Source organism: Streptomyces sp. NPDC055189 (genome assembly GCF_053606765.1).
Genome location: NZ_JBSGSG010000001.1, coordinates 323,574 through 350,371 on the forward strand (window position 1 = coordinate 323,574; position 26,798 = coordinate 350,371).

The 26,798-nt window shown below is 69.3% G+C and carries 26 protein-coding genes and 1 pseudogene; 20 read left to right on the plus strand and 7 right to left on the minus strand.

What is annotated here, in order from left to right; genetic code table 11:
- Positions 1 to 49 precede the first annotated feature (49 nt).
- From ACWFR3_RS01460 to ACWFR3_RS01490, 7 genes are all read left to right on the plus strand, one after another.
- Positions 50 to 856 carry a cyclase family protein gene (locus ACWFR3_RS01460; RefSeq protein WP_453732459.1) on the plus strand — a complete coding sequence of 269 codons (807 nt, stop codon included), beginning with the start codon at positions 50 to 52 and terminating at the stop codon, positions 854 to 856.
- Positions 853 to 2,502: a thiamine pyrophosphate-binding protein gene (locus ACWFR3_RS01465; RefSeq protein WP_453732460.1), complete on the plus strand. Its 1,650-nt coding sequence runs from the start codon at positions 853 to 855 to the stop codon at positions 2,500 to 2,502. Before ACWFR3_RS01460 ends, ACWFR3_RS01465 begins: the two co-directional genes overlap by 4 nt.
- A 55-nt stretch (positions 2,503 to 2,557) precedes the next feature.
- Positions 2,558 to 3,712 (plus strand): thiolase family protein, encoded by a 1,155-nt coding sequence (locus ACWFR3_RS01470; protein ID WP_453732461.1) that lies wholly within the window; start codon positions 2,558 to 2,560, stop codon positions 3,710 to 3,712.
- Positions 3,709 to 4,020, plus strand: a complete 312-nt coding sequence (locus tag ACWFR3_RS01475; protein WP_453732462.1) for a zinc ribbon domain-containing protein — start codon at positions 3,709 to 3,711, stop codon at positions 4,018 to 4,020. The genes ACWFR3_RS01470 and ACWFR3_RS01475 overlap by 4 nt, the downstream gene beginning before the upstream one ends.
- Complete coding sequence (locus ACWFR3_RS01480; protein ID WP_453732463.1) at positions 4,017 to 5,645, plus strand: ATP-dependent acyl-CoA ligase; 1,629 nt, start codon at positions 4,017 to 4,019, stop codon at positions 5,643 to 5,645. The genes ACWFR3_RS01475 and ACWFR3_RS01480 overlap by 4 nt, the downstream gene beginning before the upstream one ends.
- 123 nt (positions 5,646 to 5,768) lie before the next feature.
- Complete coding sequence (locus ACWFR3_RS01485; RefSeq protein WP_453732464.1) at positions 5,769 to 5,954, plus strand: hypothetical protein; 186 nt, start codon at positions 5,769 to 5,771, stop codon at positions 5,952 to 5,954.
- Between the two features lie 112 nt (positions 5,955 to 6,066).
- Positions 6,067 to 7,407: an MFS transporter gene (locus ACWFR3_RS01490; RefSeq protein ID WP_453732465.1), complete on the plus strand. Its 1,341-nt coding sequence runs from the start codon at positions 6,067 to 6,069 to the stop codon at positions 7,405 to 7,407.
- 100 nt (positions 7,408 to 7,507) lie between these two features.
- Here the strand turns inward: ACWFR3_RS01490 and ACWFR3_RS01495 are convergent, their stop codons facing one another.
- The gene (locus ACWFR3_RS01495; RefSeq protein WP_453732466.1) at positions 7,508 to 7,888 is read right to left on the minus strand and encodes a winged helix-turn-helix transcriptional regulator; all 381 of its coding nucleotides are present in this window, start codon (positions 7,886 to 7,888) and stop codon (positions 7,508 to 7,510) included.
- A gap of 90 nt (positions 7,889 to 7,978) precedes the next feature.
- Here ACWFR3_RS01495 and ACWFR3_RS01500 point away from each other — a divergent pair, with 90 nt between their 5' ends.
- A complete protein-coding gene (locus tag ACWFR3_RS01500) occupies positions 7,979 to 8,908 on the plus strand; it encodes an NADP-dependent oxidoreductase (RefSeq protein WP_453732467.1) in 930 nt (309 codons plus the stop codon).
- A 28-nt stretch (positions 8,909 to 8,936) separates the two neighbouring features.
- On the opposite strand, the gene ACWFR3_RS01505 is transcribed toward ACWFR3_RS01500, so the two are convergent.
- The 3 genes from ACWFR3_RS01505 to ACWFR3_RS01515 all read right to left on the minus strand — a co-directional run bounded on the left by ACWFR3_RS01505 (position 8,937) and on the right by ACWFR3_RS01515 (position 12,039).
- Positions 8,937 to 9,857, minus strand: a complete 921-nt coding sequence (locus ACWFR3_RS01505; RefSeq protein WP_453732468.1) for an MBL fold metallo-hydrolase — start codon at positions 9,855 to 9,857, stop codon at positions 8,937 to 8,939.
- Complete coding sequence (locus tag ACWFR3_RS01510; protein WP_453732469.1) at positions 9,854 to 11,098, minus strand: MFS transporter; 1,245 nt, start codon at positions 11,096 to 11,098, stop codon at positions 9,854 to 9,856. Before ACWFR3_RS01510 ends, ACWFR3_RS01505 begins: the two co-directional genes overlap by 4 nt.
- A gap of 62 nt (positions 11,099 to 11,160) precedes the next feature.
- Positions 11,161 to 12,039, minus strand: a complete 879-nt coding sequence (locus ACWFR3_RS01515; protein ID WP_453732470.1) for an alpha/beta hydrolase — start codon at positions 12,037 to 12,039, stop codon at positions 11,161 to 11,163.
- Between the two features lie 268 nt (positions 12,040 to 12,307).
- Here ACWFR3_RS01515 and ACWFR3_RS01520 point away from each other — a divergent pair, with 268 nt between their 5' ends.
- From ACWFR3_RS01520 to ACWFR3_RS01550, 7 genes and pseudogenes are all read left to right on the plus strand, one after another.
- Entirely contained in the window at positions 12,308 to 13,786 is a 1,479-nt protein-coding gene (locus ACWFR3_RS01520; RefSeq protein WP_453732471.1) for a 2-hydroxymuconic semialdehyde dehydrogenase, read from the plus strand.
- Positions 13,783 to 14,604, plus strand: coding sequence for a 2-keto-4-pentenoate hydratase (locus ACWFR3_RS01525; RefSeq protein ID WP_453732472.1), 822 nt, complete (start codon positions 13,783 to 13,785; stop codon positions 14,602 to 14,604). The genes ACWFR3_RS01520 and ACWFR3_RS01525 overlap by 4 nt, the downstream gene beginning before the upstream one ends.
- Positions 14,601 to 15,041, plus strand: coding sequence for a RidA family protein (locus tag ACWFR3_RS01530; protein ID WP_453732473.1), 441 nt, complete (start codon positions 14,601 to 14,603; stop codon positions 15,039 to 15,041). The genes ACWFR3_RS01525 and ACWFR3_RS01530 overlap by 4 nt, the downstream gene beginning before the upstream one ends.
- Positions 15,038 to 15,565: a 3-hydroxyanthranilate 3,4-dioxygenase gene (locus ACWFR3_RS01535; protein ID WP_453732474.1), complete on the plus strand. Its 528-nt coding sequence runs from the start codon at positions 15,038 to 15,040 to the stop codon at positions 15,563 to 15,565. Before ACWFR3_RS01530 ends, ACWFR3_RS01535 begins: the two co-directional genes overlap by 4 nt.
- Positions 15,566 to 15,569: 4 nt before the next feature.
- The gene (locus tag ACWFR3_RS01540) at positions 15,570 to 16,565 is read left to right on the plus strand and encodes an amidohydrolase family protein (RefSeq protein ID WP_453732475.1); all 996 of its coding nucleotides are present in this window, start codon (positions 15,570 to 15,572) and stop codon (positions 16,563 to 16,565) included.
- A 203-nt stretch (positions 16,566 to 16,768) separates the two neighbouring features.
- Positions 16,769 to 17,710, plus strand: coding sequence for a LysR substrate-binding domain-containing protein (locus tag ACWFR3_RS01545; protein ID WP_453732476.1), 942 nt, complete (start codon positions 16,769 to 16,771; stop codon positions 17,708 to 17,710).
- A gap of 491 nt (positions 17,711 to 18,201) precedes the next feature.
- Positions 18,202 to 18,348, plus strand: a pseudogene (locus tag ACWFR3_RS01550) (aldo/keto reductase); the annotation flags it as partial.
- 446 nt (positions 18,349 to 18,794) lie between these two features.
- On the opposite strand, the gene ACWFR3_RS01555 reads toward ACWFR3_RS01550, so the two are convergent.
- On the minus strand, positions 18,795 to 19,196 hold the full coding sequence (locus ACWFR3_RS01555) for a hypothetical protein (protein WP_453732477.1): 402 nt from the start codon (positions 19,194 to 19,196) through the stop codon (positions 18,795 to 18,797).
- 190 nt (positions 19,197 to 19,386) lie between these two features.
- Here ACWFR3_RS01555 and ACWFR3_RS01560 point away from each other — a divergent pair, with 190 nt between their 5' ends.
- Positions 19,387 to 20,559: a serine/threonine-protein kinase gene (locus ACWFR3_RS01560; RefSeq protein WP_453732478.1), complete on the plus strand. Its 1,173-nt coding sequence runs from the start codon at positions 19,387 to 19,389 to the stop codon at positions 20,557 to 20,559.
- A gap of 74 nt (positions 20,560 to 20,633) precedes the next feature.
- Here the strand turns inward: ACWFR3_RS01560 and ACWFR3_RS01565 are convergent, their stop codons facing one another.
- Positions 20,634 to 21,845, minus strand: a complete 1,212-nt coding sequence (locus ACWFR3_RS01565) for a hypothetical protein (RefSeq protein ID WP_453732479.1) — start codon at positions 21,843 to 21,845, stop codon at positions 20,634 to 20,636.
- A gap of 547 nt (positions 21,846 to 22,392) precedes the next feature.
- On the opposite strand from ACWFR3_RS01565, the gene ACWFR3_RS01570 reads away from it, so the two are divergent.
- The gene (locus tag ACWFR3_RS01570; RefSeq protein WP_453732480.1) at positions 22,393 to 23,037 is read left to right on the plus strand and encodes a DUF6461 domain-containing protein; all 645 of its coding nucleotides are present in this window, start codon (positions 22,393 to 22,395) and stop codon (positions 23,035 to 23,037) included.
- A gap of 206 nt (positions 23,038 to 23,243) precedes the next feature.
- Here the strand turns inward: ACWFR3_RS01570 and ACWFR3_RS01575 are convergent, their stop codons facing one another.
- Positions 23,244 to 23,462 carry a hypothetical protein gene (locus ACWFR3_RS01575; protein WP_453732481.1) on the minus strand — a complete coding sequence of 73 codons (219 nt, stop codon included), beginning with the start codon at positions 23,460 to 23,462 and terminating at the stop codon, positions 23,244 to 23,246.
- A 668-nt stretch (positions 23,463 to 24,130) separates the two neighbouring features.
- On the opposite strand from ACWFR3_RS01575, the gene ACWFR3_RS01580 reads away from it, so the two are divergent.
- From ACWFR3_RS01580 to ACWFR3_RS01590, 3 genes are all read left to right on the plus strand, one after another.
- Positions 24,131 to 24,421 carry a hypothetical protein gene (locus ACWFR3_RS01580; RefSeq protein WP_453732482.1) on the plus strand — a complete coding sequence of 97 codons (291 nt, stop codon included), beginning with the start codon at positions 24,131 to 24,133 and terminating at the stop codon, positions 24,419 to 24,421.
- Positions 24,422 to 24,857: 436 nt separating this feature from the next.
- Positions 24,858 to 26,003 (plus strand): hypothetical protein, encoded by a 1,146-nt coding sequence (locus ACWFR3_RS01585; RefSeq protein ID WP_453732483.1) that lies wholly within the window; start codon positions 24,858 to 24,860, stop codon positions 26,001 to 26,003.
- The gene (locus tag ACWFR3_RS01590) at positions 26,003 to 26,791 is read left to right on the plus strand and encodes a hypothetical protein (RefSeq protein WP_453732484.1); all 789 of its coding nucleotides are present in this window, start codon (positions 26,003 to 26,005) and stop codon (positions 26,789 to 26,791) included. Before ACWFR3_RS01585 ends, ACWFR3_RS01590 begins: the two co-directional genes overlap by 1 nt.
- The last annotated feature ends 7 nt before the right edge of the window (positions 26,792 to 26,798 follow it).

Here is a 26,798-nt window from a genome sequence, read left to right on the forward strand (position 1 = left end):
GACCGGAGAAGCATTAGTCAAGGCCGAATCTCTGCCAAATGATGAGGCCATGTCTAGGACACTCTCCCCAGAGGGCCCGCTGGGCGGCCTGACGGCCGCTCTGGCGTCCGGCGGCGTCGAGGTGGTCGACCTGACCGCCCTCCTGTCGCCGTCGACGCCCGTGCTCGACCTTCCGCCAGATATGGCACCGATCCCACACTTCGAGCTGGAGGAGCTCGCTCGGTACGACGAGCGGGGGCGCACGTCCTACCAGAACGGCATTCACACCGGTGAGCACGTGGGCACGCACTTCGACGCGCCGTGCCACTGGGTCACCGGCGCCGACAAGGGGGATGTCGCTCACGTACCGGTCCGGCGCCTGGCCGCGCCCGCTGTCGTCATCGACAAGACCGCCGAGTGCGCCGCCGACCCGGACTTCCTGCTGACGGTCGAGCATTTGGAGGAGTGGCAGCAGCACAACGGCCCGCTTCCGGCAGGCGGTTGGTTGCTCTACCGGACCGGCTGGGCCGCGCGCTCGCACGACCAGCACCTGTTCCTCAACGCCGACGAGAGCGGGCCGCACACGCCCGGCATCACGGCCGAATGCGCCCGTTGGCTGGCCGAAGAGGCACCCATCGTCGGACTCGGCGTGGAGACGGTCGGCACCGACGCCGGTCAGGCGTTCACCTTCACTCCGCAGTTCCCTGCGCACCACTACCTGTTGGGCGCGGGCAAGTACGGAGTCACCCAGTTGCAGAACCTCGACCGGCTGCCCGCCACCGGCGCCGTCCTGATCGTCGCTCCGCTCCGCATCGCCGGAGGGTCCGGCAGTCCGGCGCGGGTTCTGGCATTCATAGAGAACGGAGAAGGCCAGTGACCGAGCTTGTCCACGAGGCCATCGGCAGGCAGCTCACCGACCTCGGCGTCCGCGCGGTCTTCGGTGTGGTCGGCAGTGGCAACTTCCACTTCACCGACGCGATGGTGCGCGGCGGCGCGCGGTTCGTCGCCGCCCGTCACGAGGGCGGCGCGGCCACCATGGCGGACGCGTACGCCCGGATGTCCGACGAGGTCGCCGTGCTCTCCCTGCACCAGGGCTGCGGCTACACGAACGCCCTCACCGGTATCACCGAGGCCGCGAAGAGCAGGACGCCACTCCTTGTGCTGACCGCCGAAGCCGCCGATCCCAGCTCGAACTTCGCGCTCGACCAGGCGGCGATCGCGGTCGGCGTCGGGGCGGTTGCCCTGCGCGTGCGCTCTTCCCGAACCGCCCTCGATGACGTGGCACGGGCCTTCGCGATCTGCAGCCACCAGCGGCGCACGGTCGTCCTCAACGTTCCGATCGACGTTCAGGACGCGCTCCTGGACGCGCAGGGCCCGGCCCGGGAGTACCACCGGGTTGCCGAGCCGCGGCCCGACGACAGCGAGATAGCCACGTTCGCCCAGCTCCTCGAACGCGCCGAGCGGCCGGTCTTCGTCGTCGGACGCGGCGGCCGTTCCCCCGGCTCCAGGGACGCCGTCCGCGAACTGGCGGCCGAGGCGGGCGCACTCCTCGCCACCTCCGCCGTCTCCCGCGGGATGTTCAACGGCGACGAATGGAACATCGACGTCTCCGGTGGCTTCTCCTCGCCGCTGACGGCCGAACTCGTAGCCGGAGCCGACCTGCTGGTGGGATTCGGCTGCGCCCTGAACATGTGGACCATGCGGCACGGCAGGCTCATCGCGTCGGACGCGACCGTCGTCCAGGTCGACATCGAACCGGGGGCCATCGGCGTACACCGTGACGTGGACCTCGGTCTGTGGGGCGGTGTCGCGGGAACGGCCCGGGCCACGGCCGCGTGGCTGCGGGCGAACTCACCCGGCGGGCGCACGGGTTACCGCACGCCGGACGTGGCCGAGCGGATCCGGTCCGGCCTGCGCTGGAACCAGGTCGCATTCGAGGACGCGTCGGGGGACGGACGGGTCGACCCGCGCAGTCTGACCACCGCGCTCAACGACATCCTGCCCACCGAGCGGATCGTCTCCGTGGACTCGGGCAACTTCCTCGGCTACCCGAGCATGTACCTCGACGTGCCCGACGAGTACGGGTTCTGTTTCACCCAGGCGTTCCAGTCCGTCGGCCTGGGCCTGGCGACCGCGATCGGTGCCGCGCTGGCGCAGCCCGACCGGCTGCCCGTGGCCGGCTGCGGTGACGGCGGCTTCCTGATGGGCCTTTCGGAGCTCGAGACTGTCGTACGCCTTGGTCTGCCCATGGTGATCGTCGTCTACAACGACGCCATGTACGGCGCCGAGGTACATCACTTCGGGGCCGGCGCGAGCGGCCTGGACACGGTGACCTTCCCCGACGTGGACATTGCGGCGCTCGCACGGGGACATGGCTGCGAGGCGCTCACCGTCCGAGGGCCAGAGGACATGCACGCCGTGAAGGAGTGGCTGTCGGCCGGACCCGTCCGCCCCTTGGTGCTGGACGCCAAGATCACCTCGGACGGGGGTTCCTGGTGGCTGCAGGAAGCTTTCGGGCACTGAGGCACCCCGGCATGAATCCCCCCGACCACGTCACGACATGGGAGAGCGAGCTCTGATGGGAAAGACGACAAGCGGCGTCTCCGTCATCGGCGCCGGTGAGTCGCCCTACACCCGGCATCCGGCGTCCGGCACGACCACGCAAGGGGTGCTCGCCGACGCCGTACGCCGCGCACTCGCCGACGCGAACCTCCAAGCCTCCGAGGTCGACGGCTTCGGTGCGTGCAGTTTCACCCTCGGTCCTGACCACGCCGTCGACCTGGCCTGGCGGCTCGGACTGCGGCTGCGTTGGCTGATGCAGGACACCAACGGCGGGGCGAGCGCCGGCACGATGCTCCAGCACGCCGTGCGGGCCGTGGAGTCCGGCGACGCCTCGGTCGTGGTGCTCGTGGCCGGCGACCTGATGGGCCAGCAGGTGCACCTCAAGATGGTGGCCGAGTACAACCGGGCGACCGCCGAGCAGTTGGTCCCGCTGGACATGCTCGGACCGAACGCCCTCTTCGCTCTGCTGACCCAGCGTCAGATGGAGGCCGAGGGACTCACCCGTACGGATTATGGGCGGCTCGCGGTGGCGCAACGTGCCTGGGCGTCCCTCAACCCCGGGGCCGTGTACCGCAAGCCGCTGACGCTCGACGAGTACCTGAACGCCCCCATGGTCGCCGAACCCCTCGGCCGCTATGACTGCGTACCGCCCGTCACGGGCGCCGACGCCGTGGTGGTCGCGGCCGACGAACGGGCCGCGGGCACCCGACGAGCCAGGGTGCTGGCCGTCTCGGCCCGCTACAACAGCGACGACCAGACGGGCGACGGCCTGGTCACCGGCCTGGCCGACTGCGCGCCCGAGCTGTGGGACACCGCAGGCCACGGGCCCGCCGACATCGACGTGGTCAGCGTGTACGACGACTACCCGGCCATGGCGCTCGCCCAGCTCAAGGACCTCGGCCTGGTCGCCGGTGGTGAGATGCCGGCCTTCATCGCCGACCGTCTCGCCACCCGCAAGCTCGCCGTCAACACCTCCGGCGGACAGCTCTCGGCCGGCCAGCCGGGTTCCGCGGGAGGCATGCACGGACTCGTGGAGGTCGTCCGGCAGTTGCGCGGCCAGGCTGGGCAGCGGCAGGTCGATGCCCGTCTCGGCCTGTTCAGCGGATACGGGATGGTGCTCTATCGCTACGGCGCGTGTGCCACCGCCGGGCTCCTGGAGGCAGCCGAATGAGTGTGATCGTGCAGAACTGCCGGACGTGCGGTGGCCAGTGGTTCCCCGCCCGGCTGATGTGTCCCCGCTGCGGGGGCGACGATCTGGCGCCCATCAGCGTCGAGCGCGGGGTGGTCGAGCAGCTGACCCACCTCGGCGAGGTCGTCATCGCGTCGGTGGCCTGCGACCCCGAGCCGCTGCTCGTGGCCAGGCTGCACGGCCCGGTCAAGGCCGGTGACGTCGTGGAACTCACCGATCGCCCCGACACGTCCGGCCGTCCCGTCGCCTTCGTACCGCCGATCGGCCGATCCCGAGAGGAGTTGTCATGAGCGACGTCACCGCCGTGCCCGACCTCACCCGTGCGAGCGTCCCCGGACTGCTGCAATGGCGCGCGGAAGTCACCCCGGACAGCCTCCTGCTGCGCTGCGGCGAGACACAGAGGACCGCCACCCAGATGCTCGAACGGGTCGCCGTCGCGGGAGGCCTGCTGCGCCAACACGGGGTGGAGCAGGGCGACCGGGTGGCGCTGATGGCGTCCAACCGGGTCGAGTTGCTGGACCTGATCCTGGGCTGCGCGTGGATCGGTGCCGTCGCGGTGCCGATCAACACCGCCGCGCGGGGTGAGCAGCTCCATCACATCCTGACCAACTCGCAAGCGGAGCTGCTGGTTCTCGAACACCCCTTCCTCGCCCAGGTGGAGGCGCTGCCGAGCACCGCCGAGCTGCGCCAGATCTGGCTCCTCGACGAGGACAAGGTCGTCTCGGTGCTGCCGGTTCCCGTCGACCTGATCCCGGACGACGGCCACGCCGTGGAGCCGGTGGCGGTCGGCCCCGGCCATCCCGCGGTGATCCTCTACACCTCGGGCACCACCGGGGTCTCCAAGGGAGTCGTCTGCCCGCACGCCCAGTTCTACTGGTGGGGCCGTAACGTCACGGCCCAGCTCGGCATCACCTCGGCCGACGTTCTGCACACCTGCCTGCCGCTGTTCCACACGAACGCGCTCAACGCCTTCAGTCAGGCACTGGTCAGCGGTGCCCAGTACGTCATCGGCCCGCGCTTCTCGGCCTCCCGGTTCTGGTCGGACGTGACGGCCAGTGGAGCGACCTGCACCTATCTGCTGGGCGCCATGATCAGCATCCTGGCGGGCCGGCCGCCCGGAGAGCACGATCGAACGCACCGGGTGACCGCGGCACTGGCGCCGGCCACCCCCGCCGGGCTGCTCCGGGAGTTCGAGGAGCGGTTCGGTGTCGTCCTCATCGACGGTTACGGCTCGACCGAGACCAACGCGGTGATCTCCGCGAGCCGGACCGAACAGCGGCCGGGATTCGTCGGACTCCTCCAGGAGGGGTTCTCCGCCCGGATCGTCGACGAGAACGGACTTGACGTTCCCCCTGGCACACCGGGCGAACTGCTGCTGCGCAGCGAGCAACCCTTCGCCTTCGCCTCCGGGTACCACCGCATGCATGACGCCACCGTCGCCGCGTGGCAGGACCTGTGGTTCCACACCGGCGACCGGATGGTGATCGAAGCGGACGGGTGGATCAGGTTCGTCGACCGCATCAAGGACGTGATCCGCCGTCGCGGCGAGAACATCTCCTCCGTCGAAGTCGAAAGCGTCCTCGCACAGCACCCGGGTGTCCGTGACGTCGCGGTGTACGCGGTGGACTCCGAACTCGGTGAGGACGAGGTGATGGCTGCCGTGGTCCCGGTCGAGGGGCAGAAGATCGACTTCGTCGAGCTTGTGTCCTTCTGCGAGCCCCGGCTGGCCTACTACGCCATTCCCCGCTTCGTGGCGCTGTGCCCGGAACTGCCGCTGACCGAGAACGGCAAGGTTCGCAAGACCGTGCTGAGGGAGTGGGGAGCCGACCGCGCCGACTGGGACCGCGAGGCGGCCGGTGTCGTGCCGCAGCGCGACCAGCCCAGCACTGCCCGCCCGGAAGGAGCTTGTACATGACCGAATACCGCGACTCCGGCGGTGGTCGCCTCCTCGACGGCTCATCGCAGTTCAACGCCATCACATCGTCGGCCGGGAGCCGGCCCGCGCATACTCCCGGCAGCCGGCCCGCGCGTACCGCCCGTGGACCTCGCCGTTGCCGGGCCCGCCTCGGAGAAGGCTGCCGTCCTGCCCGAAGCGGCGAGCGTTTGCCTCGTCGAGGCCACCCCTAGGCGGCAGTTGACCTCCGCCTCCAAGATCGCGGCCACCGCCACCGCAAAGGCGGTGGCCGTCACCGGGCAGGTCCTGACCGTCAGCGGCGGCCACTGAACCTCCCTTCGGGCGGACCCCGCCCCGGCACATCCCCCTTCCCGGCCATCGGGGCGATCCCACGCAACCCTCGACGTCCCGATGGCCACCGTCCTCATCCAGAGGTGACGAGATGAGCCCCACCGCCCCGCACAAACCGGCAGTCGAACCGCAGTCGATCCGCAAGGTCGCCATCGCCAGCCTGACCGGAACCGCACTCGAGTGGTACGACTTCTTCCTCTACGGCACCGCCTCCGCCCTGGTGCTCGGCACCCTCTTCTTCCCCGACGCCAGCCCCCTCGCCGGCACCCTGGCCTCCTTCGGCACCTTCGCCGTCGGCTTCGCGGCCCGCCCCCTCGGCGGAATCATCTTCGGTCACTTCGGAGACCGCCTTGGCCGCAAACCCATGCTCGTGATCACCCTCCTTGTCATGGGCTTCACGACCTTCCTCATCGGCGCCCTGCCCACCTACGCGCAGATCGGCGTGTGGGCACCGATCCTGCTCACCCTGCTGCGCGTCCTTCAGGGCATCGCGGTCGGCGGCGAATGGGGCGGCAGCGTCCTCATGATCACCGAGCACGCCCCGCCGGGACGGCGCGGCTTCTACTCGGCCTGGAGCCAGGTCGGCATCAACCTCGGCTTCATCACGTCCGCCGGAGTCTTCGCCGCGGTCCAGACCCTGTCCGACGAGGCGTTCCTGTCCTGGGGCTGGCGTATCCCCTTCCTCCTGGGAGCCATCCCCGCGCTGGTCGGACTCGTCATCCGGCTGAAGATCGAGGAAACCCCTGAATTCCAGAGCGTCCAGCACAAGGGCGAGAAGCAGCGGCTGCCGATCCTGCACGCCCTGAAGACCCATCCGCGTTCCATCCTGATCACGGTCGGCGCCCGCATGGCGGAGAACGGCGCGTCGTACATCTTCCTGGTCTTCTCCCTCGCCTACGGCAAGCACATAGGGGTCAGCAACGGCCTGCTGCTGACCGGGATCATCGTCGCGAACGTCGTGGAAGGCGCCTCGATGGTGGGATTCGGCGCCCTCTCCGACCGCATCGGCCGCCGCCCGGTCTACATGGCCGGAGCGGCCACCCTCATCGTCTTCGCGTTCCCCTTCTTCTGGCTGCTGGACACCGGCACCCCCGTGCTCGTCTGGCTCGCCTTCATCATCGCCATCGGCATCGGCCACGGAGCCATGATCGGCACCCAACCGAGCTTCTTCACCGAGCTGTTCGGCAAGACCTCGCGCTACAGCGCCATCTCGCTCGGCCACGAGCTCGCCTCGGTGTTCGCCGGTGGCCTCTCGCCGCTCATCGCGACCGCGCTCCTGGCGGCCACCGACGCCTCCTGGCCCATCTCCCTGTACATCGTCGTGCTCGGCTGTATCACGCTCGTCTCGGTCTACTTCGCCCGCGAGACGGTGCAGCGCGACGCTCCGCCCACGCCGGCTCCGGAGCTGCAGCCCGCCGTAACACGCGAATAGCGCGTAGCCGACGCTCGTCGGACATCTCTTGGGCGGGCCGACGAGCGGCCCGCCCAACGAATAGCGGCCGAGAGGGTGCTCACTGCCCTGGCGGGGAGTGTCAGTCGCCGTGGGCGACCCGCTCCGGATGGCCGTCGAGGGCATCGAGCACCGCGTCGCCGTTCGCCCTCGCCCACTCGGTCAGCGTGCGGATCGGTTCGATCAGCGTCACCCCGAGAGGGGTGAGCTCGTACTCGACACGGGGCGGGACCTCGGCGTAGGCGTGGCGGCGGATGAGTCCGTGCGCCTCGAGCCGTCGGAGCGTCTGGGTGAGCACCTTGCGGGAGATGCCGCCGATCAGCTTGATCAGCTCGCCGTGGCGCACCGGGCCCTTGCTGAGGCCGGCAAGGACGACGACCGTCCACTTGTCGGCGATGAGCTCGACCGCCAGACGCGCCGGGCAGTCGGCGAGAAAGAAATCACAGGGACCGAAACCGCTCATGGCGCCAAAGGTACCTGCGCCGCAGGTACCTGCTGGTTCCTGTAGGAGATCTAGCTTGGGTTCTCTCCCCGTCCCAAAAACAGGAGAGTCATGCGAGTCATCACCCAGCAGACGCTCGGCGGGCCCGAGGTGCTCACCATCGTGGACGCGCCCGAGCCCCAACCCCTCCCGGCCGAGGTTCTCGTCCGCGTCAAGGCGATCGGGCTGAACCCCCTGGAGGCGCGCCTGCGCGCAGGCGAGTTCCCGCTGCTCGGCCGGCCGCCGTTCATCCTCGGCTGGGACGTCAGTGGCGTGGTCGAGGAGGCGCCGCAGACGTGTCGGTTCCGGCCCGGCGACGAGGTGTTCGGGATGCCGCTGTTCCCGCGGGCCGCGAGCGCGTACGCCGAGCTCGTGTCGGCGCCGGCGTTGCATCTGGCACACAAGCCGGAGTCGCTCTCGCACATCGAGGCGGCGGCGCTGCCGGTCGTCGGGCTGACGGCATGGCAGGGCCTGGTCGACATCGGCGGCGTGAGTGAGGGCGACCGCGTCCTGGTCCACGGCGGTGGCGGCGGGGTCGGCCACGTCGCGATCCAGATCGCGAAAGCGCTCGGCGCGCACGTGATCGCGACCGCCGGCGGGAGCAAGCGGAAGTTCGTCGAGGAGGTCGGCGCCGATGAGGTGATCGACTACACGGCGGTCGACTTCACCGAGGCGGCCCGCGACATCGACGTCGTGCTCGACACGATCGGCGGCGACACCGTCGAGCGGTCACTTCACGTGCTCCGGCCGGGCGGCCATCTGGTGACCGCGGTCGCCGAGCAGGATCTGGAGCTCGCCGCCAAGTACGAGGCGGCCGGCATGCGCTTCAGGGGTATTGCTGTCGGCCCCGATCCGGTCGCCCTGCGCAGCCTCGTCCAGCTCGTCGAACAGGGCAGGCTCCGGGTCCACGTGCAGGAGACGTTCCCCTTCGAGCGCGTCGCCGACGCGCACCGGCTGCTCGACGGCGGTCACCTCCGGGGCAAGCTCGTCCTCACCGTCTGATGTCTTCGTCACGCACGGGGCCGGCGCGTCACCCGGCGGCGGACTCGCCCGCCACCACGTACCGGCCCGGGCGATGGAGATCGGCGGCAGGGGCGAAGGTGAACCCGGAGCCGTGCCGGGCGACACGGCCTGCGGAAGGGGCGGCGAAGTGCGCGGGGATCATCGCGGTCCCGGTGTCGGCCAGCCACTCCAGCGTCCGCCTGCGGGTGCGCGCCGAGAGTTCGGGGTCGACGCAGTAGCGGGTGCTGGCGTCCGGGTCCATCAGCTGGAGGGGGTGGTGCAGGATGTCGCCGGTGAGCAGCAGTCGTGCCCGGGAGCCGGTGACCAGGACGGCCGTGTTGCCCGGAGTGTGACCCGGTGCCGGGCACAGCCGCACGTGCGCGCCGAGCTCGGCGTCCGGGGGCGTCAGATCCAGCAGTCCCGCCTCGGCGACCGGTTCGATGCTGTCGGCCAGGTAGTCGCCGGTCCGGGTCATAGCCGCGGCTCCCGCGTCCGAGCGCCAGTAGTCGTACTCCGGCGCGGTCAGCACGTGCCGGGCCTTCGCGAAGGCCGGTCGCCATCGCCCGTCCGACCACCGCGTCGCCCAGCCGACATGGTCCACGTGCAGATGGCTGAGGACGACCGTGGACACCTCGTCGGCGGACAGTCCGGTCGCCGTAAACCGCTGCCACCAGCCGCTGTCCTGGCGGTCGAACTCCGGCCTGCCCCGGTGTTTCCCGTCGCCGACGCAGGCGTCGACCAGGATCCGCTCGTACGGGGTGACGACCAGGAAGGCCTGCATGGTGAAGACCAGCTGTCCTTGCACGGGTGCGGACCAGGGCTCCTCGGCGGCCCAGCCGGAGGGCACGCCGGGGTGTCCGGGGAAGAACTCCACCGGATCGATGAGCAGCCGCGGCGTCTCCACGATGGGAACCACCGCGACGTCACCGAGATCGAACCAACCACTCATCGTGCCGCCACTTCCTGCTCTTTCCGCTCCGCGTCCTCAGCCTCGTCCGTCCGGTCGGTCGCGCGGGGCAGGCGCCACAGCACCGCCGCGCTCACGGCCGCCACCACCACCGGAATGGCGGTCAGCAGCACGATGTCGTCGCCGGGGAGCGAGAGCGCGAGCAAAATACCCGCCGCGGCCGGACCCACGATCGAGCCGACCCGGCCCAGGGCAGCGGCCCACCCCACTCCCGCGGTCCTGGTGGCCGGTGGGTACATGGCCACCGCGAGGGTCAGCTGACCGATCTGGCTGGCCGTGACACCCGCACCGGCACCGGCGAGTGCGAGCAGCAGCGCGGTGTGGTCGGTCCCGACGGTGGCCGCGCCGACCATCGACACCGCGCCGATCACCGGCATCACCATCAGGGCGAACGTGATCCCCTTACGGGCGGCGAGCAGCAGGAGCACGATGCCGCCGACGACCCCGCCGAAGCTCAGGAAGGCCAGGCCGATCGGGGCCTGCGAGGCGGAGAAGCCGTACCCGGTCAGCAAGGTCGGTACCCAGGACTGAAGGGTGTAGCTGGCGATGAAGACCAGGAAGGCGAAGATCCACAGCAGCACGGTGGCGGCGCGCAGTCCGGGTGCGAACAGCGCGCCGACTCGCGCCTCGCGCGCGGCCACTGTGCTGTCCGTGGTCACGGACGCCGGTGCGGCCGGCAGCCACCGGACCATCAGTACGGCAAGGAGCAGCGGCAGTGCGCCACCGATCCAGAACACCCCCGTGGCCCCGACCGACGCCAGCATGCTGCTGCCGAAGACCCCGGCGACCGTTCCGCCGAAGGCGAGTCCGAGGGTGACCGTGACGGAGACCGTCTGCCGTTGCTCGTCCGGGTGGTGTGCGGCCGCGAGGGAGACGGCGCCGGGCAGTACCACGCCCAGGCCAAGGCCTGTGCTGAGCCGGACCGTGCTCAGGGCGGTCAGTGACTCCAGGGGAAGCACCAGGGCGGTGGCCAGCGAGCCCGCGGCGAACAGCACGGTCCCCGCGATCAGCATCCGCCGCAGCCCCAGCCGCACCGCGAGCCGGCCGGAAGCGAGGTAGCCGAGCACCACACCGATGTTGGTCAGCACCACCGCCGGGGTGAAGTCGGCCGAGGCGACGCCCCACTGCTCCGCCAGGGAGGGCAGGACGAAGGAGAGCGACGCGGAGTCGAAACCGTCGAGCAGCACCGCGAGGAAGGCAAGCCCCACCACTTTGAAGCGCATCCCGCGAAAACTCGCCAGGACGCTTGCCTGCCCACTCCCCGTCGTCGTGCTCTCGTCGTGTCTCATCGGGTGCCTCCGAAAACTACCTGGCGTGCGGCCTCGAACAGCTCCGACTTCGGTTCGGCGAAGGCGGTGGCGGTGCCGATGTGGTCGGTCCCGGTCAGCGCCACGGTCACCGGCGGCCTGCCCGCGGCGGTCAGGGCGTCGGCGAGCAGCTGTCCCTGACGGGTCAGCCACAAGTCGTCGTCCGTCTTGCGGTTGGGCTCCGGATCGCCGAAGGAGACCACCACCCGCTGGGGGCTGCGGCTCACCCGCAGGGCGGGGCTGAACCGCAGGGCCTGCGCCGGGTCCTCGACCATGCCACGCAGATCGGTGGGCGCGCTCATGCACACGGTGCCCGCCACCGGGCCCGGGGAGCTGTCGGTCAGCGTGACCATCGCGGCGAGATGACCGCCCGCGGAGTGCCCGGCCACGGTGATGCGTTCCGGGTCGCCCCCGAAACGAGCGGCGTTCGCGCGCGCCCACTCCACCGCCTGGGCGGCGTCCGCGACCGCGTCGGCGATGGTGTGGCGTGGTTCGAGCCGGTAGCCGCAGGACAGGAAGACCGCACCGGCGTCCACCCAGGGGCCGGCGAGGTGGTCATAGTAGGCCGGGTGGCCTTCGCGCCAGCGGCCGCCGTGGAAATACACGATGACCGGGCGGTCGCCGGATCCGGCGCCGGTGGGGGCGGCGGGCGGCCCGGGGTGGTAGACGTTCACCAGCTGGTGGGCGTCGGGACCGTACGTGAGGTCGACCTCATGGGGCACCCGCGAGCGCAGCTCCTGGCGGCGCTGTGCGGCCTGCCGATAGAAGCCCGGCCAGTCGGGGTGATAGTCCTCCGGGCGGCGACAGGTGAAGAACTCACTGGTGTCCGCCGGACGGACTGCTTGGCCTGCGGCCATGGGTCCTCCTCGTCATCGCCGGCGCCCTGGCGGCTCCGGTTGTGCAGTGGTCCGTATCATCACCAGGCTTGCGGCACCTCGGGTAATGCCTACTTCGTCCGCACCTATCGCCATCCGGTCATACCGGGGGTGTGCACCCCTTGTCCGGGCCCGCGCGGCGCATGTGCCTGACCGTCGTCGCCGCCCGGTCCCGCTATGCCTGATCGGCTATGCCCGGAGCCCGGATCGGTATTGGACGGGTATGGAAAGGCGCTCGTACGGTCGCCTCATGAGTGACGATTCGCCAACCGAGGTCGTTCAGCTCCGCAACTTCGTCGACGGAAACTTCGTCGAAGGCGCGGACACGTTCGACAAAATCAGCCCGGTCGACGGGGCCCGTGTCGCCGTGGTGCACGAGGCCGGGCAGGAGACGGTGGACGCCGCCGTACGGGCCGCGCGCCGGGCGTTCGACGGCCGCTGGGGCCTTTCCACCGACCGGGACAGAGCCGCCTTGCTGAGGCGTATCGCCGACGGGATCGAGGCGCGTTTCGAAGAGTTCGTGGACGCCGAGATCCGTGACACCGGCAAACCGGTGGCGCTGGCCCGCGACCTGGACGTGGCCCGTGCGGCGGCGAACTTCCGGTCCTTCGCCGACACGATCTCCTCCGCCGGTCTCGACTCGTATCTGACCGACACGGCCGAGGGGCGCAGCGCCCTCAACTACGCGGTGCGCAAGCCGCTTGGAGTCGTGGCCGTCATCGTCCCGTGGAACCTTCCGCTGCTGCTGCTCACATGGAAGGTGGCACCGGCTCTGGCCTGCGGCAACGCCGTGGTGGTCAAGCCGTCCGAGGAGACTCCGTCGACGGCGACCCTGCTGGCGGAGGTCATCGCCGAGGCGGGCGCGCCGAACGGCGTGTACAACGTCGTCCACGGCTTCGGCCCGGGCTCGGCGGGTGAGTTCCTCACCCGGCACCCGGGGATCGACGGGGTCACCTTCACCGGTGAGTCCTCGACGGGGGCGACCATCATGAAGGAGGTCGCGCCGCGCGTGGTGCCCGTCTCCTTCGAACTGGGCGGCAAGAACGCGGCCGTCGTCTTCGACGACTCCCCGCTGGAGCAGACCCTCGACGGGCTGACCCGGTCGCTGTTCCTGAACACCGGCCAGGTCTGCCTGTGCACCGAGCGGGTCTACGTCCAGCGCGGTCTCTTCGACGAACTGGCGGCCGGGCTCGCCGAGCGGGCCCGGGGACTGAGCCTTGGCCGCCCGCACGACCCCGGCACGACGACCGGCCCGCTGATCTCCCAGAAGCACCGGGCCAAGGTGATGTCGTATCTCGACCTCGCCGTGCAGGAAGGCGCCCAGGTCCTCGCCGGGGGCGGCATACCCGATCTCGGCGAGGACCTGGCACGCGGAGCCTGGATCGAACCGACGGTGTGGACCGGCCTGGACAACTCCTGTCGTACCGTGCGCGAGGAGGTCTTCGGCCCGGTCGCCGCGCTGATCCCCTTCGACACCGAGGAGGAGGCCATCGGCCTGGCGAACGACACCGAATACGGTCTTGCCGCCTCGGTGTGGACCAGCAACCTGACCCGGGCCCATCGGGTGGCGCAGGCGATGAACGTCGGCCTCTCCTGGGTCAACACCTGGTATCTGCGCGACCTGCGCGCCCCCTTCGGCGGCACGGGCCGCTCCGGAATCGGACGCGAGGGCGGCAAGCACTCACTGCACTTCTACACCGAGACGACGAATGTGTGCGTGGCACTGTGACTGCATCGACCTCCCCTCTCTCCCCGTACGCCACGGCTCTCGACGAGGCCGTCACCTCCAGGCAGGCGATCGCGCAGCTGAGCGGGACCGCCTCCCTCACCCTGGACGACGCCTACCAAGTGCAGGCGCTCGGCTCCGAACTGCGGGAGACCCGCGGTGACCGTGTCGTCGGTGTGAAGCTGGGGTTCACCAGCAAGGCCAAGGCGCTGCAGATGGGCGTCTCCGACGTCATCTTCGGTCGGCTGTACGCGAGCGGCGAGTACGCCGACGGCGGCAGCGTGGCCATGGAGGACTTCATCCACCCGCGCGTCGAGCCGGAGGTGGCCTTCCGCCTCGGTGCGCGGTTCGACGCGCGCGCCGCGGCCGACCCCGAGGCCGACCTGCGAGCCGCCGTCGACGCGGTCGCCCCCGGCTTGGAGATCATCGACAGCCGCTACGCGAACTTCAAGTTCTCCCTCACCGACGTCGTCGCCGACAACACCTCGGCGGCCGCCTTCGTGACCGGGGCCTGGCAGCCGACCGACCTCACCGCCACCGACGTCCGGTTCGACGACCGGCCGGTGACGCTGGAGATCGACGGAGCGGTCGCGGCGACCGGGAGCACCAGCGACATCCTCGGGGACCCGGTCCTCGCCCTGCCGGCGATCGCACGCATGGCCGCGGCCCAGGGAGTCGTCCTGCCCGCCGGTTCCGTGCTGCTGGCCGGGGCGGCGACCGCCGCGGTCGCCCTTCCGGGCGGCGTCACGGTCAGCGCGACCGTCCCAGGTCTCGGCTCCGTCCACGTCACCACCACCGGCACACCCGCGGGGGAGCGATGAACGACGAGTCCCTCGTCGTCGAGGGGAAAGCCACCCCTCGCGGCCGATTCCCACACGTCAAGGTCGCCGGTGACCTGGTGTTCGTCTCCGGGACCAGCAGCCGCCGGCCCGACAACACCTTCGCCGGGGCGAGCGCCGACGCGATGGGCGTGACCAACCTCGACATCGAGGCCCAGACCCGGGCCGTGATCGAGAACATCCGTGACGTGCTCGCCGCCGTGGACTGCACGCTCGACGACCTGGTCCAGGTCACCGCCTATCTGGTCAGCATGAACGACTTCGGCGGCTACAACCGCGTATGGGCCGAGTACTTCGACACCACCGGACCCACGCGGACCACCGTCGCGGTCCACCAGCTTCCCCACCCGCATCTGCTCATCGAGATCCAGGCCATCGCCGTGCGCCGGCCCGGTCCTGTCGCCAAGGAGAACTCATGACGTCGTCACTGCCTCCGGTCTTCAACTTCCCGCAGTGGCTCGCCGAGTACGAGCACCTGCTGAAGCCTCCGGTCAACAACAAGGCGATGTGGGACACCAGCGGTGACTTCATCGTGCAGATCGTCGGCGGCCCCAACCAGCGCTACGACTTCCACTTCGAGCCGTTCGAGGAGTACTTCTACCAGGTCAAGGGCAATATGCACGTCAACGTGATCACCGAGGACGGTCCGCAGCGCGTGGACATCCGCGAAGGCGACATGTGGCTGCTGCCCGGCAACACCTGGCACTCGCCGCAGCGTCCGGAGGAAGGTTCCATCGGCATCGTGGTGGAGCGCGTCCGGCCCGAGGGGACGACGGAACAGTTCGGCTGGTTCTGTCTGGAGTGCGGCATGAAGGTGCACTCGGTGGAGTTGCAGGTGCGGGACATCGTCGCCGACCTGCCGCCGGTGTTCGAGGCCTTCCACGCGTCCGTCGAGCAGCGCACGTGCGGTAACTGCGGCGCGCTGCACCCCGGTAAGGGCTGATCCGGTGTCCGATGTCATCGACATACACACCCACTACGTCCCCGCCGCCTGGCCGGACCTCGGTCCCGGTCAGCCCTGGCTGCGGGTGGAGTCCGAACGTCAGGCGATGATCATGGTGGGGGAGACCGAGTTCCGCGCCATCGAATCGAACTGTTGGGACGCGTCGGTCCGACTGGCCGACATGGCGGCCGACGGGGTGCAGGCCCAGGTGGTCTCTCCCACACCGCTGTTCTTCGGGTACGACCTGAGCGGTGCCGAGGCGGTCAAGGTCTGCCGGATCTTCAACGATCTCGCCCTGGAGATCTGCGCACCCGACAGGGAGCGGTTCATTCCGTTCGCCCAGGTGCCGTTGCAGGACCCCGACGCGGCCTGCCGCGAACTCGACCGCTGCCTGGACGCCGGGCATGTCGGGGTGGAGATCGGCAACCACGTGGGCGACCAGGACCTCGACGCGGAAGGCGTCGTCACCTTCCTCCAGCACGCGGCCTCGCGGGGCGCGCCGGTCTTCGTGCACCCCTGGGACATGCCCACTTCCCCGCGGTTGGACCGCTGGATGGCGCGGTGGCTGACCGGAATGCCGGCGGAGACCCACCTCTCCGTGCTCGCCATGATCCTCGGTGGAGTGTTCGACGAGGTGCCGGAGTCGCTGCGGATCTGTTTCGCGCACGGCGGCGGATCGTTCGCGTTCTGGCTGGGGCGCCTGGAGAACGCCTGGCATCGCCGCTCGGACCTCATCGCCACCTCGCAGCTGCCGCCCTCGGCCTACCTCGGCCGGTTCAGCGTGGACAGCGTCGTCTTCGACCCGGTGGCTCTGCGCACGCTGGTCGACACCCTCGGCGCGGACCACGTGATGCTGGGCAGCGACTACCCCTACCCCCTGGGTGAACGGCCCGTCGGCGAGGTACTCCGGAGGGCCGACTTCCTCAGCGCCGCGGAGCGCGAGGCGATCGCCGGCGGCAACGCGCAGCGCTGGATCGGGCGCGTGCCCGTCGATCGCTGACGCGCGAAGCGGCCTGCGAAGGTGAAACTCCAGCGTTGGCGGACCCTGATATCCGTGCCGGCACGGCCAGGGTCCGCCATTGCGCTGCTCGCCCAAGCCCGACGCCGGGTATGCGGACCAGGCTCCACCAGCAGGTATGTCCATGGGGATGCACACAGCCGTGCGGCTATGCCTGACAACGGAAGGCGGTCTACCGTTCTCGTATGGAAATACCGCGGATGTTGGACGGGCGGCTGAAGTTCCGCCATCTCCTCCTCGTCGAGGCGCTCTCCGGTCAGGGGAGCGTGGTCGGCGCCGCGGCCGCGCTCCACGTCACCCAGCCCGTGGTCACCCGCAGCCTCCAGGATCTCGAACGCATCCTCGGCGTCACCCTCTACGAACGCGGCCCGCGGGGGATCGAGCCCACCGAGTTCGGTGAGGCCTTCACCCAGTACGCGCGTTCGGCACTGGCCCAGATGAACCAGGCGAGCCGCCACCTTCAGGAGATAGCCGACGCCACACGCGGCCACGTGGTCATCGGCACCCATCTCGCGGGCTCCAACCTCCTGCTGCCACGGGCCATCGCCCGGATCAAGCAAGACCGTCCCGCCCTGAGGATCGTCGTGCGTGAAGCGACACCGGAGGCGCTGCTCGAAGACCTCGTCGCAGGCAAGATCGACTTCATCATCGGCCGCCTGGCCACGGTCCCTCCGGAGGGGACGATCCAGCAGACGCTGCACGCGGAGACCATCCGCGTGATCGCCCGCAGCGGGCACCCGCTCGCGGCACGCACCCACATCCCACTCGACGAGTTGATCGCCTACCCGTGGATCCTGCCGGGGGTGGAGACGGCGCTGCGCACGGAGCTCGAGGAGTTCTTCCACCGCAACGACTGCTCGCTGCCCTCCAACCGCGTGGAGACGACCGCCTTCCTCACCATCCGCCAGCTCCTCGTGGAGACCGACATGGTGGCCGCGCTACCGGAGCTCATCGGCGCGAGCGACCCTCGGCTCACCGCACTGCCGATCTCGCTCGACCTCGTCGGCGCCCGCGTCGGGATCACCCGTGCGGCCGGACGCCGCCTGAGCCCGGCCTCGGAGGCCATGATGCAGTCGCTCGTCACCATCGCGGACTCCGTGCACCCGCGGCCGGCTCAATCCGACTGAGTTCCGGCCGCGCGAAGGGGGTGTGGAGCACGTTTCTCCCCGAGTCGGCCAACCGAAGATCATTGCCGATGATGGGTCGGCCGCCGGTCACCGATGCGGTGGGATGCCCGGGGACGAGGTGGCAGATGCCGTTGAGGGTAGTCGGCGAGGGTGACGGCGTGGCACCAGCCGGGGGTGGCGCTGATGAGCGCGTCGGCGAGTTCGCGGAATGTGGTGAAGCCGGGCACCGCCAGGCCGCGTGGCTCGGCATCGGTGTCTGAGCGTCGCGATGGAAGCCTGTCGGCGCTTGAGGGGCCCAGCGGGTTGGATGAGCCGGCCGTAGCTCGGCAGGTGCGCTCACTGCCTCCCGGACCGGGACTTGAAGGCTCGATCAGTAACCGCGCCACAAAGGACCTGCCACGGCAGGCACCTCGCCGCGCGGCCGACCCAACGTCCTGGTTGTCAGGCTGCCGACGGCTCCATCGACGCTACGAGCGCAAGCCGGAACACTTCAGCTGCTCGGACGGGCCCGGAAGGGGTGACGTGACGAGGTGGTCTTGGCGACCAGATTCGGCCTTGTCTCGCACTCCGGCGGCGGATCAGGCAACCTCGACTCGACACCCATCAACATCCGCGCCGCCGTCGAGGGCTCCCTCGAAGGCGAGGTGATGAAGCCGACGCCCAGCTCCAGGGTGCGGTGCACGGTGCGGATCGATCCCGCCTCGTGGGTCCCGGCGCCGGTGTAGGCCCGGGACATGCCCGTCGCCGAGACCGATCCGAGAAACCTTCAGGTCGCGCAGGTGGGTGTGGTGCATCAGCGCTCTCCGATCCATCGAATTCGGGCCGGTTCCACTCTGTTCCGGTCGCCCGGCCGCCGCGGCGCCAGGGATCGCGCAGCAGGACTGCTCCGGCCGGTTGACGGTCGACGGTGAGCCGGGCGATGGCCGCGCCGTCGAGAAGCGTGCGGTTGTCGACCGCCCTGGCCCAGGTGGGGCGTGTGTCCGATACGCGGGGTGACCGGCGCGGCGGGCGGCCGCGGTGATCGCGTCAAGCAGGGCGATCCAGGCCGGGGCTGCGCACCCACGGGAAGCTGCGAGACGCCGCGTCACCCGTGCTCCGAGGGGACTGCGGTGGGCCAGACGGTGAGTTGATCTCGTGTGTGCGTGACGGTCTGGCCCGGAAGGAACTCCTGGAGTGCCGCGATCTCGTTGCCCTCGAAGTACCCGGTCGCTGTGATCACACCGGTGCGATGCAGCGTGACCTTCGCAGTTCCCGGCGGCCAGATCAGGATCACTTCTCCGTCACGGGTCACCTGGCGTGCCGGCGCTGTGGCCCGTACGTGTTGCAGGTCGCTGTCGTCGAAGGGGCCCTCTAATCGGATGAGACCTGCGCGGCGGGTGAGCCTGCGCGTACGGGCGGGCCAGCGTCCCTCGCGGGCGGTTTGCCGGGCGTCATCGGGGTCGGGCGAGAGATTGCGAATGGAAACATCACTGCATCGTCTAGACATACGGCATCCCAGATCGTCAAAAGTGTAGGTTGGTTGGCGTCGTCCGCGGAGCAGATCGACAGCGTAGGTGTTTACGTAAGCAAACTCAAGTGGTTAGGTGGGGAACCGGGCGCAGGATTCAGCCGAGTTGCATCTCCAGTGGTGACACGCGGATGACCGAGCAGCGGGCGCAGGGGAGTTGGGGGAGACGATGAGCGGGAGCACATTGTTCGCGGGACGGTATGTGCTGGTCGATGAGCTCGGACGGGGCGCGTTCGGGGTCGTCCATCGCGCCTGGGACATTCGTGAACAGCGGTATGTCGCGGCCAAGATGCTGCAGCAGTCCCAGGCCCATAATCTGCTCCGGTTTGTCCGCGAGGGCGCCACGCGCATCGAGCACCCCCATGTCGTGGCGCCGTCCGGATGGGCCGCAGCCGACGACAAGGTCTTGATCGCCATGGACCTCGTGGGTGGCGGCACGCTGGCGAGTCTGCTCGGTGACTACGGTCCGCTGCCGCCTCGCTATGTGCTCATGCTCGTCGACCAGGTGCTCGCCGGACTCGAGACCGTGCACGCGCAGCGGATCGTGCACCGGGACATCAAACCGGGCAACCTCCTGTTGGAGGCCACCGGGTTGGAGACACCGCGGGTGCGTATCGGCGACTTCGGCCTCGCGTACCAGGGTGGCGATATCCGCATCACCCACGTCGACCAGATCATCGGTACCCCCGGCTATATCGCCCCCGAACAGTACGAAGGCGCCGAGCCGGAACCGCAGTTCGATCTCTTCGCCGTGGGCGTGGTCGCCCTCTATCTGCTCCAGGGAGAAGACCTGGACGCCGCCGCCCTCGCGCAGGCCTTCGACGACGACGGCACGCCGCCTGCTGCCCCCGAGCAGGTTCCCGATCCGTGGTGGCAGGTGCTGTCCCTGCTGCTGCACCCAGATCCGCGGCGGCGGCTCGCCAGCGCGGCCAGGGCCCGCGAGGCCCTCGCCGCGATCGCACCGCAGCTGCCTGAGCCGGACAGCGACAGCGCGATCGAGGTCTTCGACCAACTTCCGCCGCTGCCCGATGGCTTCGGCCCCACCGGCCCGCTCATCGCCGAGCCCGCGCCGCCCTTGGTCTCGACGCCGCAGCCGACCGCCCCCACTATGCAACTACGCCGGTATGCACCCGCGCCGATCGCCCCGCTGCCGGAGTCCGTGCCCGCCCCGGCACACCCGCCGGCCTCCGCAACCACTCCACCGCCCCCGCCCCCGCCTCCGCCCCTCGCACCCGACGCGGGCCAAGCGCTCCGCCCCGTTGGCGTGCCATCGGGCACGGGCATGCTCACCGTGCTCGGTCTGCTCCTGATCGGTCTGGGTATCTGGGCCTGGTTTGCTTGAACTGGGCTTCGTGAGCGAGTAGGCCCGTGGGGTGGTTGGGTGCCGCGAGTCGGCGGGCTCCGTGGCGCAGGTGGCTACACCGGCCGGCGCCGTGCGCGCAGTACGCGGCCGGCCGAGACGGCAAGGAGCAGCACACCAGTGGTGAGTGAGCCGATCGCCAGCGTCTTCATGCCACCCTCGTCGGCCGTCCCGGTCGCTGCGGGGCGTTTGCTCGGCTGTCGGGGCGGTTGCGCACCCGGCACCTGGAAGACGCCCGGGTCGCCGGCGTAGACGGGCCGTTGGCGGGCCGAGCCCTTGAGGCCGAGGCGCACCGTCATGGGCAGCGGCGTCCTGCCCCACGTGGGGGCCAACTCGGGGGAGGCGGTCACTTGTACGAAGTACCAGCCGGGAAACCGCATCGCTGCCGTGCTGCGTTCTTGGTCGGTCCTGTGCTCGTACGCCACGGCCGGCAGTGCGTCCAGGTCGGCGGTGGCCGGCTGGCCGTGGTAGCTCGTCGAGGTGCCTTTCACCTTCATGCGTGCCGGGTTGTACACGGTGACCGACAATCCGTTGGCCACGTACGGCCCCTGCTTCTGCCCGGCGAGCTCTACGGCGACCGTCAGCCGCTGCCCCCAGTCGACCGGAACCCTGTAGAACCGCGACTGCCCCGCGGCGATCTCACCGGCCGCGGCGCCACTCCGCACCCGCGCCGCGACCGCGAATCCTGCCCCGCCGTCCACTGCGGCCGGGGTGCTGTCCGGCGCGGAGGGACGGGGGCTGCGCGCAGCCGGGCCGCCGGCTGCCGATTCCTTCAGCGGGGGCTCGGCGTCGACACGCAGATCAAGCCCCCACGGGGCGGCCCCGGCGCGTTGACGGTAGCGGGAGACGGCCACGAAATACGTGCCGGCATCCTGGCACTTCGCCTCCGCCGCACCCCCGGCCGGGGCGATCATGCGGCTCGCGGAGGCGGCGAGCGGCTGCGCGAATCCGATCGCGAACCCCGCACCTTGACGATCACAGCGGTTGCCGTCGGCGTCGACGAGCTTGACCTGCAGTGAGTTCGTGGGCGTGGGCTCGGTCTCCGCGCCGGGGATGCCCACCACCGACACATACGTGTGTGACTTCGCGTCGAGTGCGACGCGGAAGTAGAGCGGTTCGCTGCCCGGGAGCGTGCTGCGATATGGCGTCCCTTGGGCCAGCTCGGGGGCGCTGAGCATGCTGGAACTACCGCGGACGGTGCGTGCGTCGGGATCGTAGCCGTAGGAGTCCGACCCCGGTGCCGCGTTCGCCGACGGAGGCGCCAGCAAGCCGGTAAGGATCACGACGCCTACGACAACCCGTGACCAGTGCCTGTTCCGTGCCCCCACCGAGCCCCTCCCGATCACCATGCTGCAGCGTGCCCCGCAACGCCCCGCGCCCTCAACTCGACGCCAGGAGCGGCTCGTTCGCGTGAGCGATATCCTGCCGTCTGCGGTGCCTGATTGTCCGGCCATCCTGGCGGCTGGTCGTGAACTGATCGGTAGAGCGGCTGTCATCGGTCGTCCTTCGTGGATGCTGCCCGCCTGCAGACCGGGGGGCGTAAGCGAAGCTGTCGCGTGAGCCGGGCAGGGAAAAGACTGGTTCGCCCTGCGGGCGGATCCGGCACGGTCGGTTGCGAGGCGGACAGCGGTGCCCGTAAGGGAAGTTGACCTTCACGGACGTCGTCGCGATGCTGTACCCGCAAAAGTAGAGAGTCGGGCAGCAGCCCCGGCCCGGACAGCCACGCATGGGGTACGGGGGTGCGGGCCCCGCGTCCGGCACCGCGACCCGCCACCCGCCGTCAGCCGCCCGCCGCCCCGGAGGACTCGCTTGCCCATGCACACACCCGGATTCCCGCCCGGCACCCTCGCTGACGACGGCCTGCCGATCTGGATCCATGAGGTGGCTGCGACCGAGCGGCACCACGCCCTGCACGTCGTCCGCGGTCGCGAGCCCCGGGAGATGCTGGAGGCCCTGGACGCCGATCCCCGGAACATCACGAGCTGCGTACTGCCTGCCGCCGGGGCCGGACCGTACACCTCCCTGCCTGCCGCGTTCCTTGTGGCCGAGCACGGTGACACCGGCACCCTGATGGCAGGTACGAACGGGTCCTGGACCTTTGTGTACGACGACGCCGCGTGCGTCGATGAGGAGCAGCTGGCGGAGCTGTCCTCCGGGGGGCGCGCCACAGCCTCCACCTCGTTTTCCATCAATGCCGATGTGAGCCTGTCCTACGCCGTCGACGGGGCGATGGCCCACCACGTGAACGTCGACGACCTGGACCTCGAACGCGACCTGCCGCACATGCCCGACGAACTGCGCACGGCATTTCGGGCAGCGGGGACTGTCAAGCAGGACTACCTCTCCGTGGGTCAGGCCGACTACGAGATCTGCATGCGGGCCGCCTGCGCCCTCGCCGGCCTGATCTGGACCGTCCAGGACCTGCGCCGCGCGCCTCTGTTGGTGACACCGTATGAGTGATGCGGTGGCACCCGAGGTCATGCAGAACTCGGCAAAGGACGTGGAGGTCACGAACCGGCTTCGTCGGTATTGGTCGCACGGAAGGGGCGCGGCAAAGATTGCTTGGGGCACGCCCGGTTCTCGCCTACTTCAATCCCGAGTACCGAGGGCGGCATGCGAAGCGCCCGTAAGGCCCGACCGAAATCGGGCCCTACGCGGTCGGGCACTTACTTCTTTCGGGGTGGGAACTTCCACATTTCTCGGTTTGCCTTCATCAAGGCAATTCGGTCTTCGGTCCGCTTCGTGCCACGGATTGCGATGAGGAAGGTGCCGACGAAGGCTCCGACTAGCAGTACGGCCATAGCCACGGCTGCAACCATTCCGAATGCTTGCGGGTTCTCAGATGCGCTCTCAACGAGCGTCTTTATGATGTTGCTGGTTTCCATTTCTTTCTCCTCCGAGTCATAGCCTTAGAGAAAGGCGACTCCAGGAGGAGACGCCGATCCCAACGAAAGACAGAGTTCATTCCCTGTCTAAGCTTCATGGCGTCCGCTGACCATGACGGAAACGCATTTCGTCGTTTCCTGCGTTGAGATCGGGGTTAACCGAACGTTGCACTACTAGTGTGCGGACTTTGGATCTAGGAAACTGGCTAGACCCAATGACATCACGCTAGCGTGGCGTTGATTTGCGTTGCGTGGCGTTGCAGCCCCATTAGGAGGACCGCTTCGCTTCGCGTCGCGCATCGCCGCTAGCATCCGTGCTGTCGAGGAAGGACATTACACGGTGTAGCTGTGTGTGCGCAACGACTTTTTTAAAGTGCCTGTTCAGGCCACTGAGGCGGATCAATCCGCGAAGTGAATCTTGTTTGCCGGGGCTCTTTTCCCTCGCGGGTGACGGAAGGAGAGGAGCGCCATGGCGATCACTTACAAAGCGGTCCGGACGATGCCGGACTACGTACCCCCCAAGAATCGCACGCTTGCCCCTCAGCTCATCGCGTAGGCCAAGGAGCACTTCCGTGCGGAGTGGGAGTAAACGGGCGAGCAGAAGCGCGTTATTGCCCGCTGGTAGGAGATCGACGACAACGGAGAGTTCGTTTTACCGGTCCGGGACCATGCGTCGCAAGAAGGGCCACGGCAAAGACCCCTTTTGGGCAACGATCCTGTGGCTCGAACTTCTGGGCCCGTGCCGCTTCGGCGGCTGGGACGACGACGGCATGCCCACCGCGGTCGAGGCCGCGCAGCCTTGGGGCGCCGAGTGGCCGACCCGCGCTGAGCGGCGGATCCTGCATGACAGGAAGCCAGCTGCCCCCGCAGACGTGCACGTCGACGAGCCTCCCGGGGCTGTCGGAGAAGAGCGCCTGACCTGCCCCGGCAGTCAGCTGCCGAGAACATCCATGACGTGATCGTCGAGGACGGCGGCGAAGTCCTCACGCCGCCGGGCCGCAGCGCGTTGCGGGCGTGCCGCAGACACCCACCTGCATAGCCGCGCAGCCTGCGCGCAGGCATCCGGCCCCCGGTCGTCGTATGCGGCCCGGACGTTGCGCAGGTGCCGTTCGCCGACGATCAGTGCGCGGTGTCGGGGAGTTCCCGTCGCCATCCGCCGAACCAGCGCTCGATGCAAGCCTTCGCGCGCGGGGCACGGACCGGAGTGAGCGGCACCGAGATGGCCCGGGCTGCGAAGACGGTATCCAAGGCGACCGATTCCCGAGATCCCGCACCACTACGGAATCCCGCCGCGCTGCCGGGTCTCTACTGAGGGGTCACGGGGGAGGGGAGGCGCGAACCCTGCGCCTCCCCGTTTCCTTCGACAGGTCCGTGTCACCGAGGAGACCAAGGGCGATGTCATCCATTCCCGTCACCGTTCTGGGGCCGCAGGGCTCCGGGAAGACTGTTTATCTGGCCAGCCTGTTCCGCCGTCTTGCGATCCAGCGGGACGACGTCGGGTTCTTCGTTCAACTCCCGCCGAACGAGGCGACGAAGCTCAACCAGGTCTACTCGCAGGTCGTCAGCCCGGACGGCTGGCCCGACCCCAACCTCCTTGCCCACACGTCGGAATGGCGCTTCACCTGCTCGATCCGCACCGAACAGGACGAGGTGTACAGCCCTTTCACCCTCGACTATCTCGACTTCGCCGGTGATCACCTGACCAACTCGGCGGCGACAGAGACAGAGTATGGGGCCGCCGTCTGGCGGCGGGTGGAGGAGTCCGAGTTCCTGCTGGTGCTGTTGGACGGCCTGAAGGTGATGCGCTACCTGGAGGGCGACGGGCGCCTGATCCATGAGCTGATCCCCGTCTTCGGTGCGCTGGGCGCGAGCAAGGCGGTGGTTCACTTCCTCGTCACCAAGTGGGACCTGCTGGAGGCGGCCGGCCACACCGTGCAGAACATTCTCGACCGCCTGGTCGAGAACCCCGACTTCCGTGACTTCTACAAGAACAGGCTGCGCCGCACGGACGGCGGTGCGCTGCGGTTCATCCCCGTCAGCTCCCTGGGCCGGGGTTTCGCCACGCTGGGTCCCGACGGGCAGACGATGGTGAAGCAGGGCCGTTTCCCGCATCCCGTGAACGTCGAAGTGCCGCTCATGGCCGTACTCGTGGACCTGTTCACCCGCGAGCTCAACCGTATGCAGGAACAGGGCAACACCTCCGCGGCGGGACCGCAGCAGACGGGACTCTGGCCCCGGCTGTTTCGGGAAGCCACGAAGAAGCTCCCGATGCTGCGCGGCGTCCTGGCCAATGCCGCTCCCTCGCCCGCCCTGGCCGCGATCCAGGAGACGATGGTGGACGCCTTCATCGAGTTCGTGGAGGAACGCCACCGGCGGTACGAGGAGAAAACGGCCGAGGACAGCAAGCAACTGCGCGCACACATGCTCCAGGCACGATCACGGCAGGAGGCGATGAGTTCCATGATCAAGCTGTTTGACTCCGTCCTGGCGGAGTTCGAGGCCGTTCACCCAGGGGCACTTGTGTCGGGGGAGGTGCGGTGATGTCTCGTCCCGGCTCCCGAGGCCCGTCCACCCTTGCTCTCGCCACCAAGGGTTCCGCCTGGCCTTTTGCGATCACCCGGTCGGTCGACACGGGATTCCACATCGTCGTGGCCCCCGACTTCCTGATCGCCTGCAACCTGCACCATCTGCTGTCCGACGTGGCGTCGGGAGAGGCGGCCGAAGCCACGGCCTACCTTCGGGAATACCAGGACCGGGGGCACCGGGGACTGTGGGTGCTCTACCGGGTCGGCTATCTGCGCGGTAGCCACCTCGGCTCCGACGCCGACTACGTCCTGCACGGGGGCCGCCGTACCCCGCTGGTGGAAGGCATCGTGTGCGTCGAACGCCCGGGCCCGCCCACCGATGACCTCTTCGACTGGGTCCACGGCATCTGCGCCGAGCCCGTCAGGGCGTTCTTCACCGCCGATTCCGACACCCATCCCGTGTGCCCCAGCGCAGGTGCCGAGCCGCCTGCCACGGGCACGGCTCTGCACATGATCGAGGCAGGCCCCTACCACTCGGAGAGGAACTTGCAGGTGGCCCTCACGGGCCACCGCCCACCGCCTTCCCGGCCCGCGCACGGGAGCACGGAGCGCATACCTTCCGGCCGCAGCGAAGACGTTGCGGATCCTGGGGCGGGCCCTGGTCGCGACGGGCGAGTGGACGCTGGCTGCTGCACAGATGCTCGATGCGCGCAGCGCCTGCGACAGGCCCGGCGCTTGGCCCTCGCGGCCACAGTTGCGGCCCTCGGACTCGCCACGGCCCTGATCGTCGCTCTGCTGCGCTGAGCCACGG

Excerpts from the sequence above, each read along its gene's own strand:
- ACWFR3_RS01460 (WP_453732459.1), top strand. The coding sequence starts at position 50 with ATGTCTAGGACACTCTCCCCAGAGGGCCCGCTGGGCGGCCTGACGGCC.
- ACWFR3_RS01470 (WP_453732461.1), top strand. The coding sequence starts at position 2,558 with ATGGGAAAGACGACAAGCGGCGTCTCCGTCATCGGCGCCGGTGAGTCG.
- ACWFR3_RS01475 (WP_453732462.1), top strand. The coding sequence starts at position 3,709 with ATGAGTGTGATCGTGCAGAACTGCCGGACGTGCGGTGGCCAGTGGTTC.
- ACWFR3_RS01480 (WP_453732463.1), top strand. The coding sequence starts at position 4,017 with ATGAGCGACGTCACCGCCGTGCCCGACCTCACCCGTGCGAGCGTCCCC.
- ACWFR3_RS01490 (WP_453732465.1), top strand. The coding sequence starts at position 6,067 with ATGAGCCCCACCGCCCCGCACAAACCGGCAGTCGAACCGCAGTCGATC.
- ACWFR3_RS01495 (WP_453732466.1), bottom strand. The coding sequence starts at position 7,888 with ATGAGCGGTTTCGGTCCCTGTGATTTCTTTCTCGCCGACTGCCCGGCG.
- ACWFR3_RS01500 (WP_453732467.1), top strand. The coding sequence starts at position 7,979 with ATGCGAGTCATCACCCAGCAGACGCTCGGCGGGCCCGAGGTGCTCACC.
- ACWFR3_RS01505 (WP_453732468.1), bottom strand. The coding sequence starts at position 9,857 with ATGAGTGGTTGGTTCGATCTCGGTGACGTCGCGGTGGTTCCCATCGTG.
- ACWFR3_RS01510 (WP_453732469.1), bottom strand. The coding sequence starts at position 11,098 with ATGCGCTTCAAAGTGGTGGGGCTTGCCTTCCTCGCGGTGCTGCTCGAC.
- ACWFR3_RS01515 (WP_453732470.1), bottom strand. The coding sequence starts at position 12,039 with ATGGCCGCAGGCCAAGCAGTCCGTCCGGCGGACACCAGTGAGTTCTTC.
- ACWFR3_RS01520 (WP_453732471.1), top strand. The coding sequence starts at position 12,308 with ATGAGTGACGATTCGCCAACCGAGGTCGTTCAGCTCCGCAACTTCGTC.
- ACWFR3_RS01530 (WP_453732473.1), top strand. The coding sequence starts at position 14,601 with ATGAACGACGAGTCCCTCGTCGTCGAGGGGAAAGCCACCCCTCGCGGC.
- ACWFR3_RS01535 (WP_453732474.1), top strand. The coding sequence starts at position 15,038 with ATGACGTCGTCACTGCCTCCGGTCTTCAACTTCCCGCAGTGGCTCGCC.
- ACWFR3_RS01545 (WP_453732476.1), top strand. The coding sequence starts at position 16,769 with ATGGAAATACCGCGGATGTTGGACGGGCGGCTGAAGTTCCGCCATCTC.
- ACWFR3_RS01555 (WP_453732477.1), bottom strand. The coding sequence starts at position 19,196 with ATGTCTAGACGATGCAGTGATGTTTCCATTCGCAATCTCTCGCCCGAC.
- ACWFR3_RS01560 (WP_453732478.1), top strand. The coding sequence starts at position 19,387 with ATGAGCGGGAGCACATTGTTCGCGGGACGGTATGTGCTGGTCGATGAG.
- ACWFR3_RS01570 (WP_453732480.1), top strand. The coding sequence starts at position 22,393 with ATGCACACACCCGGATTCCCGCCCGGCACCCTCGCTGACGACGGCCTG.
- ACWFR3_RS01575 (WP_453732481.1), bottom strand. The coding sequence starts at position 23,462 with ATGGAAACCAGCAACATCATAAAGACGCTCGTTGAGAGCGCATCTGAG.
- ACWFR3_RS01580 (WP_453732482.1), top strand. The coding sequence starts at position 24,131 with ATGCGTCGCAAGAAGGGCCACGGCAAAGACCCCTTTTGGGCAACGATC.
- ACWFR3_RS01585 (WP_453732483.1), top strand. The coding sequence starts at position 24,858 with ATGTCATCCATTCCCGTCACCGTTCTGGGGCCGCAGGGCTCCGGGAAG.
- ACWFR3_RS01590 (WP_453732484.1), top strand. The coding sequence starts at position 26,003 with ATGTCTCGTCCCGGCTCCCGAGGCCCGTCCACCCTTGCTCTCGCCACC.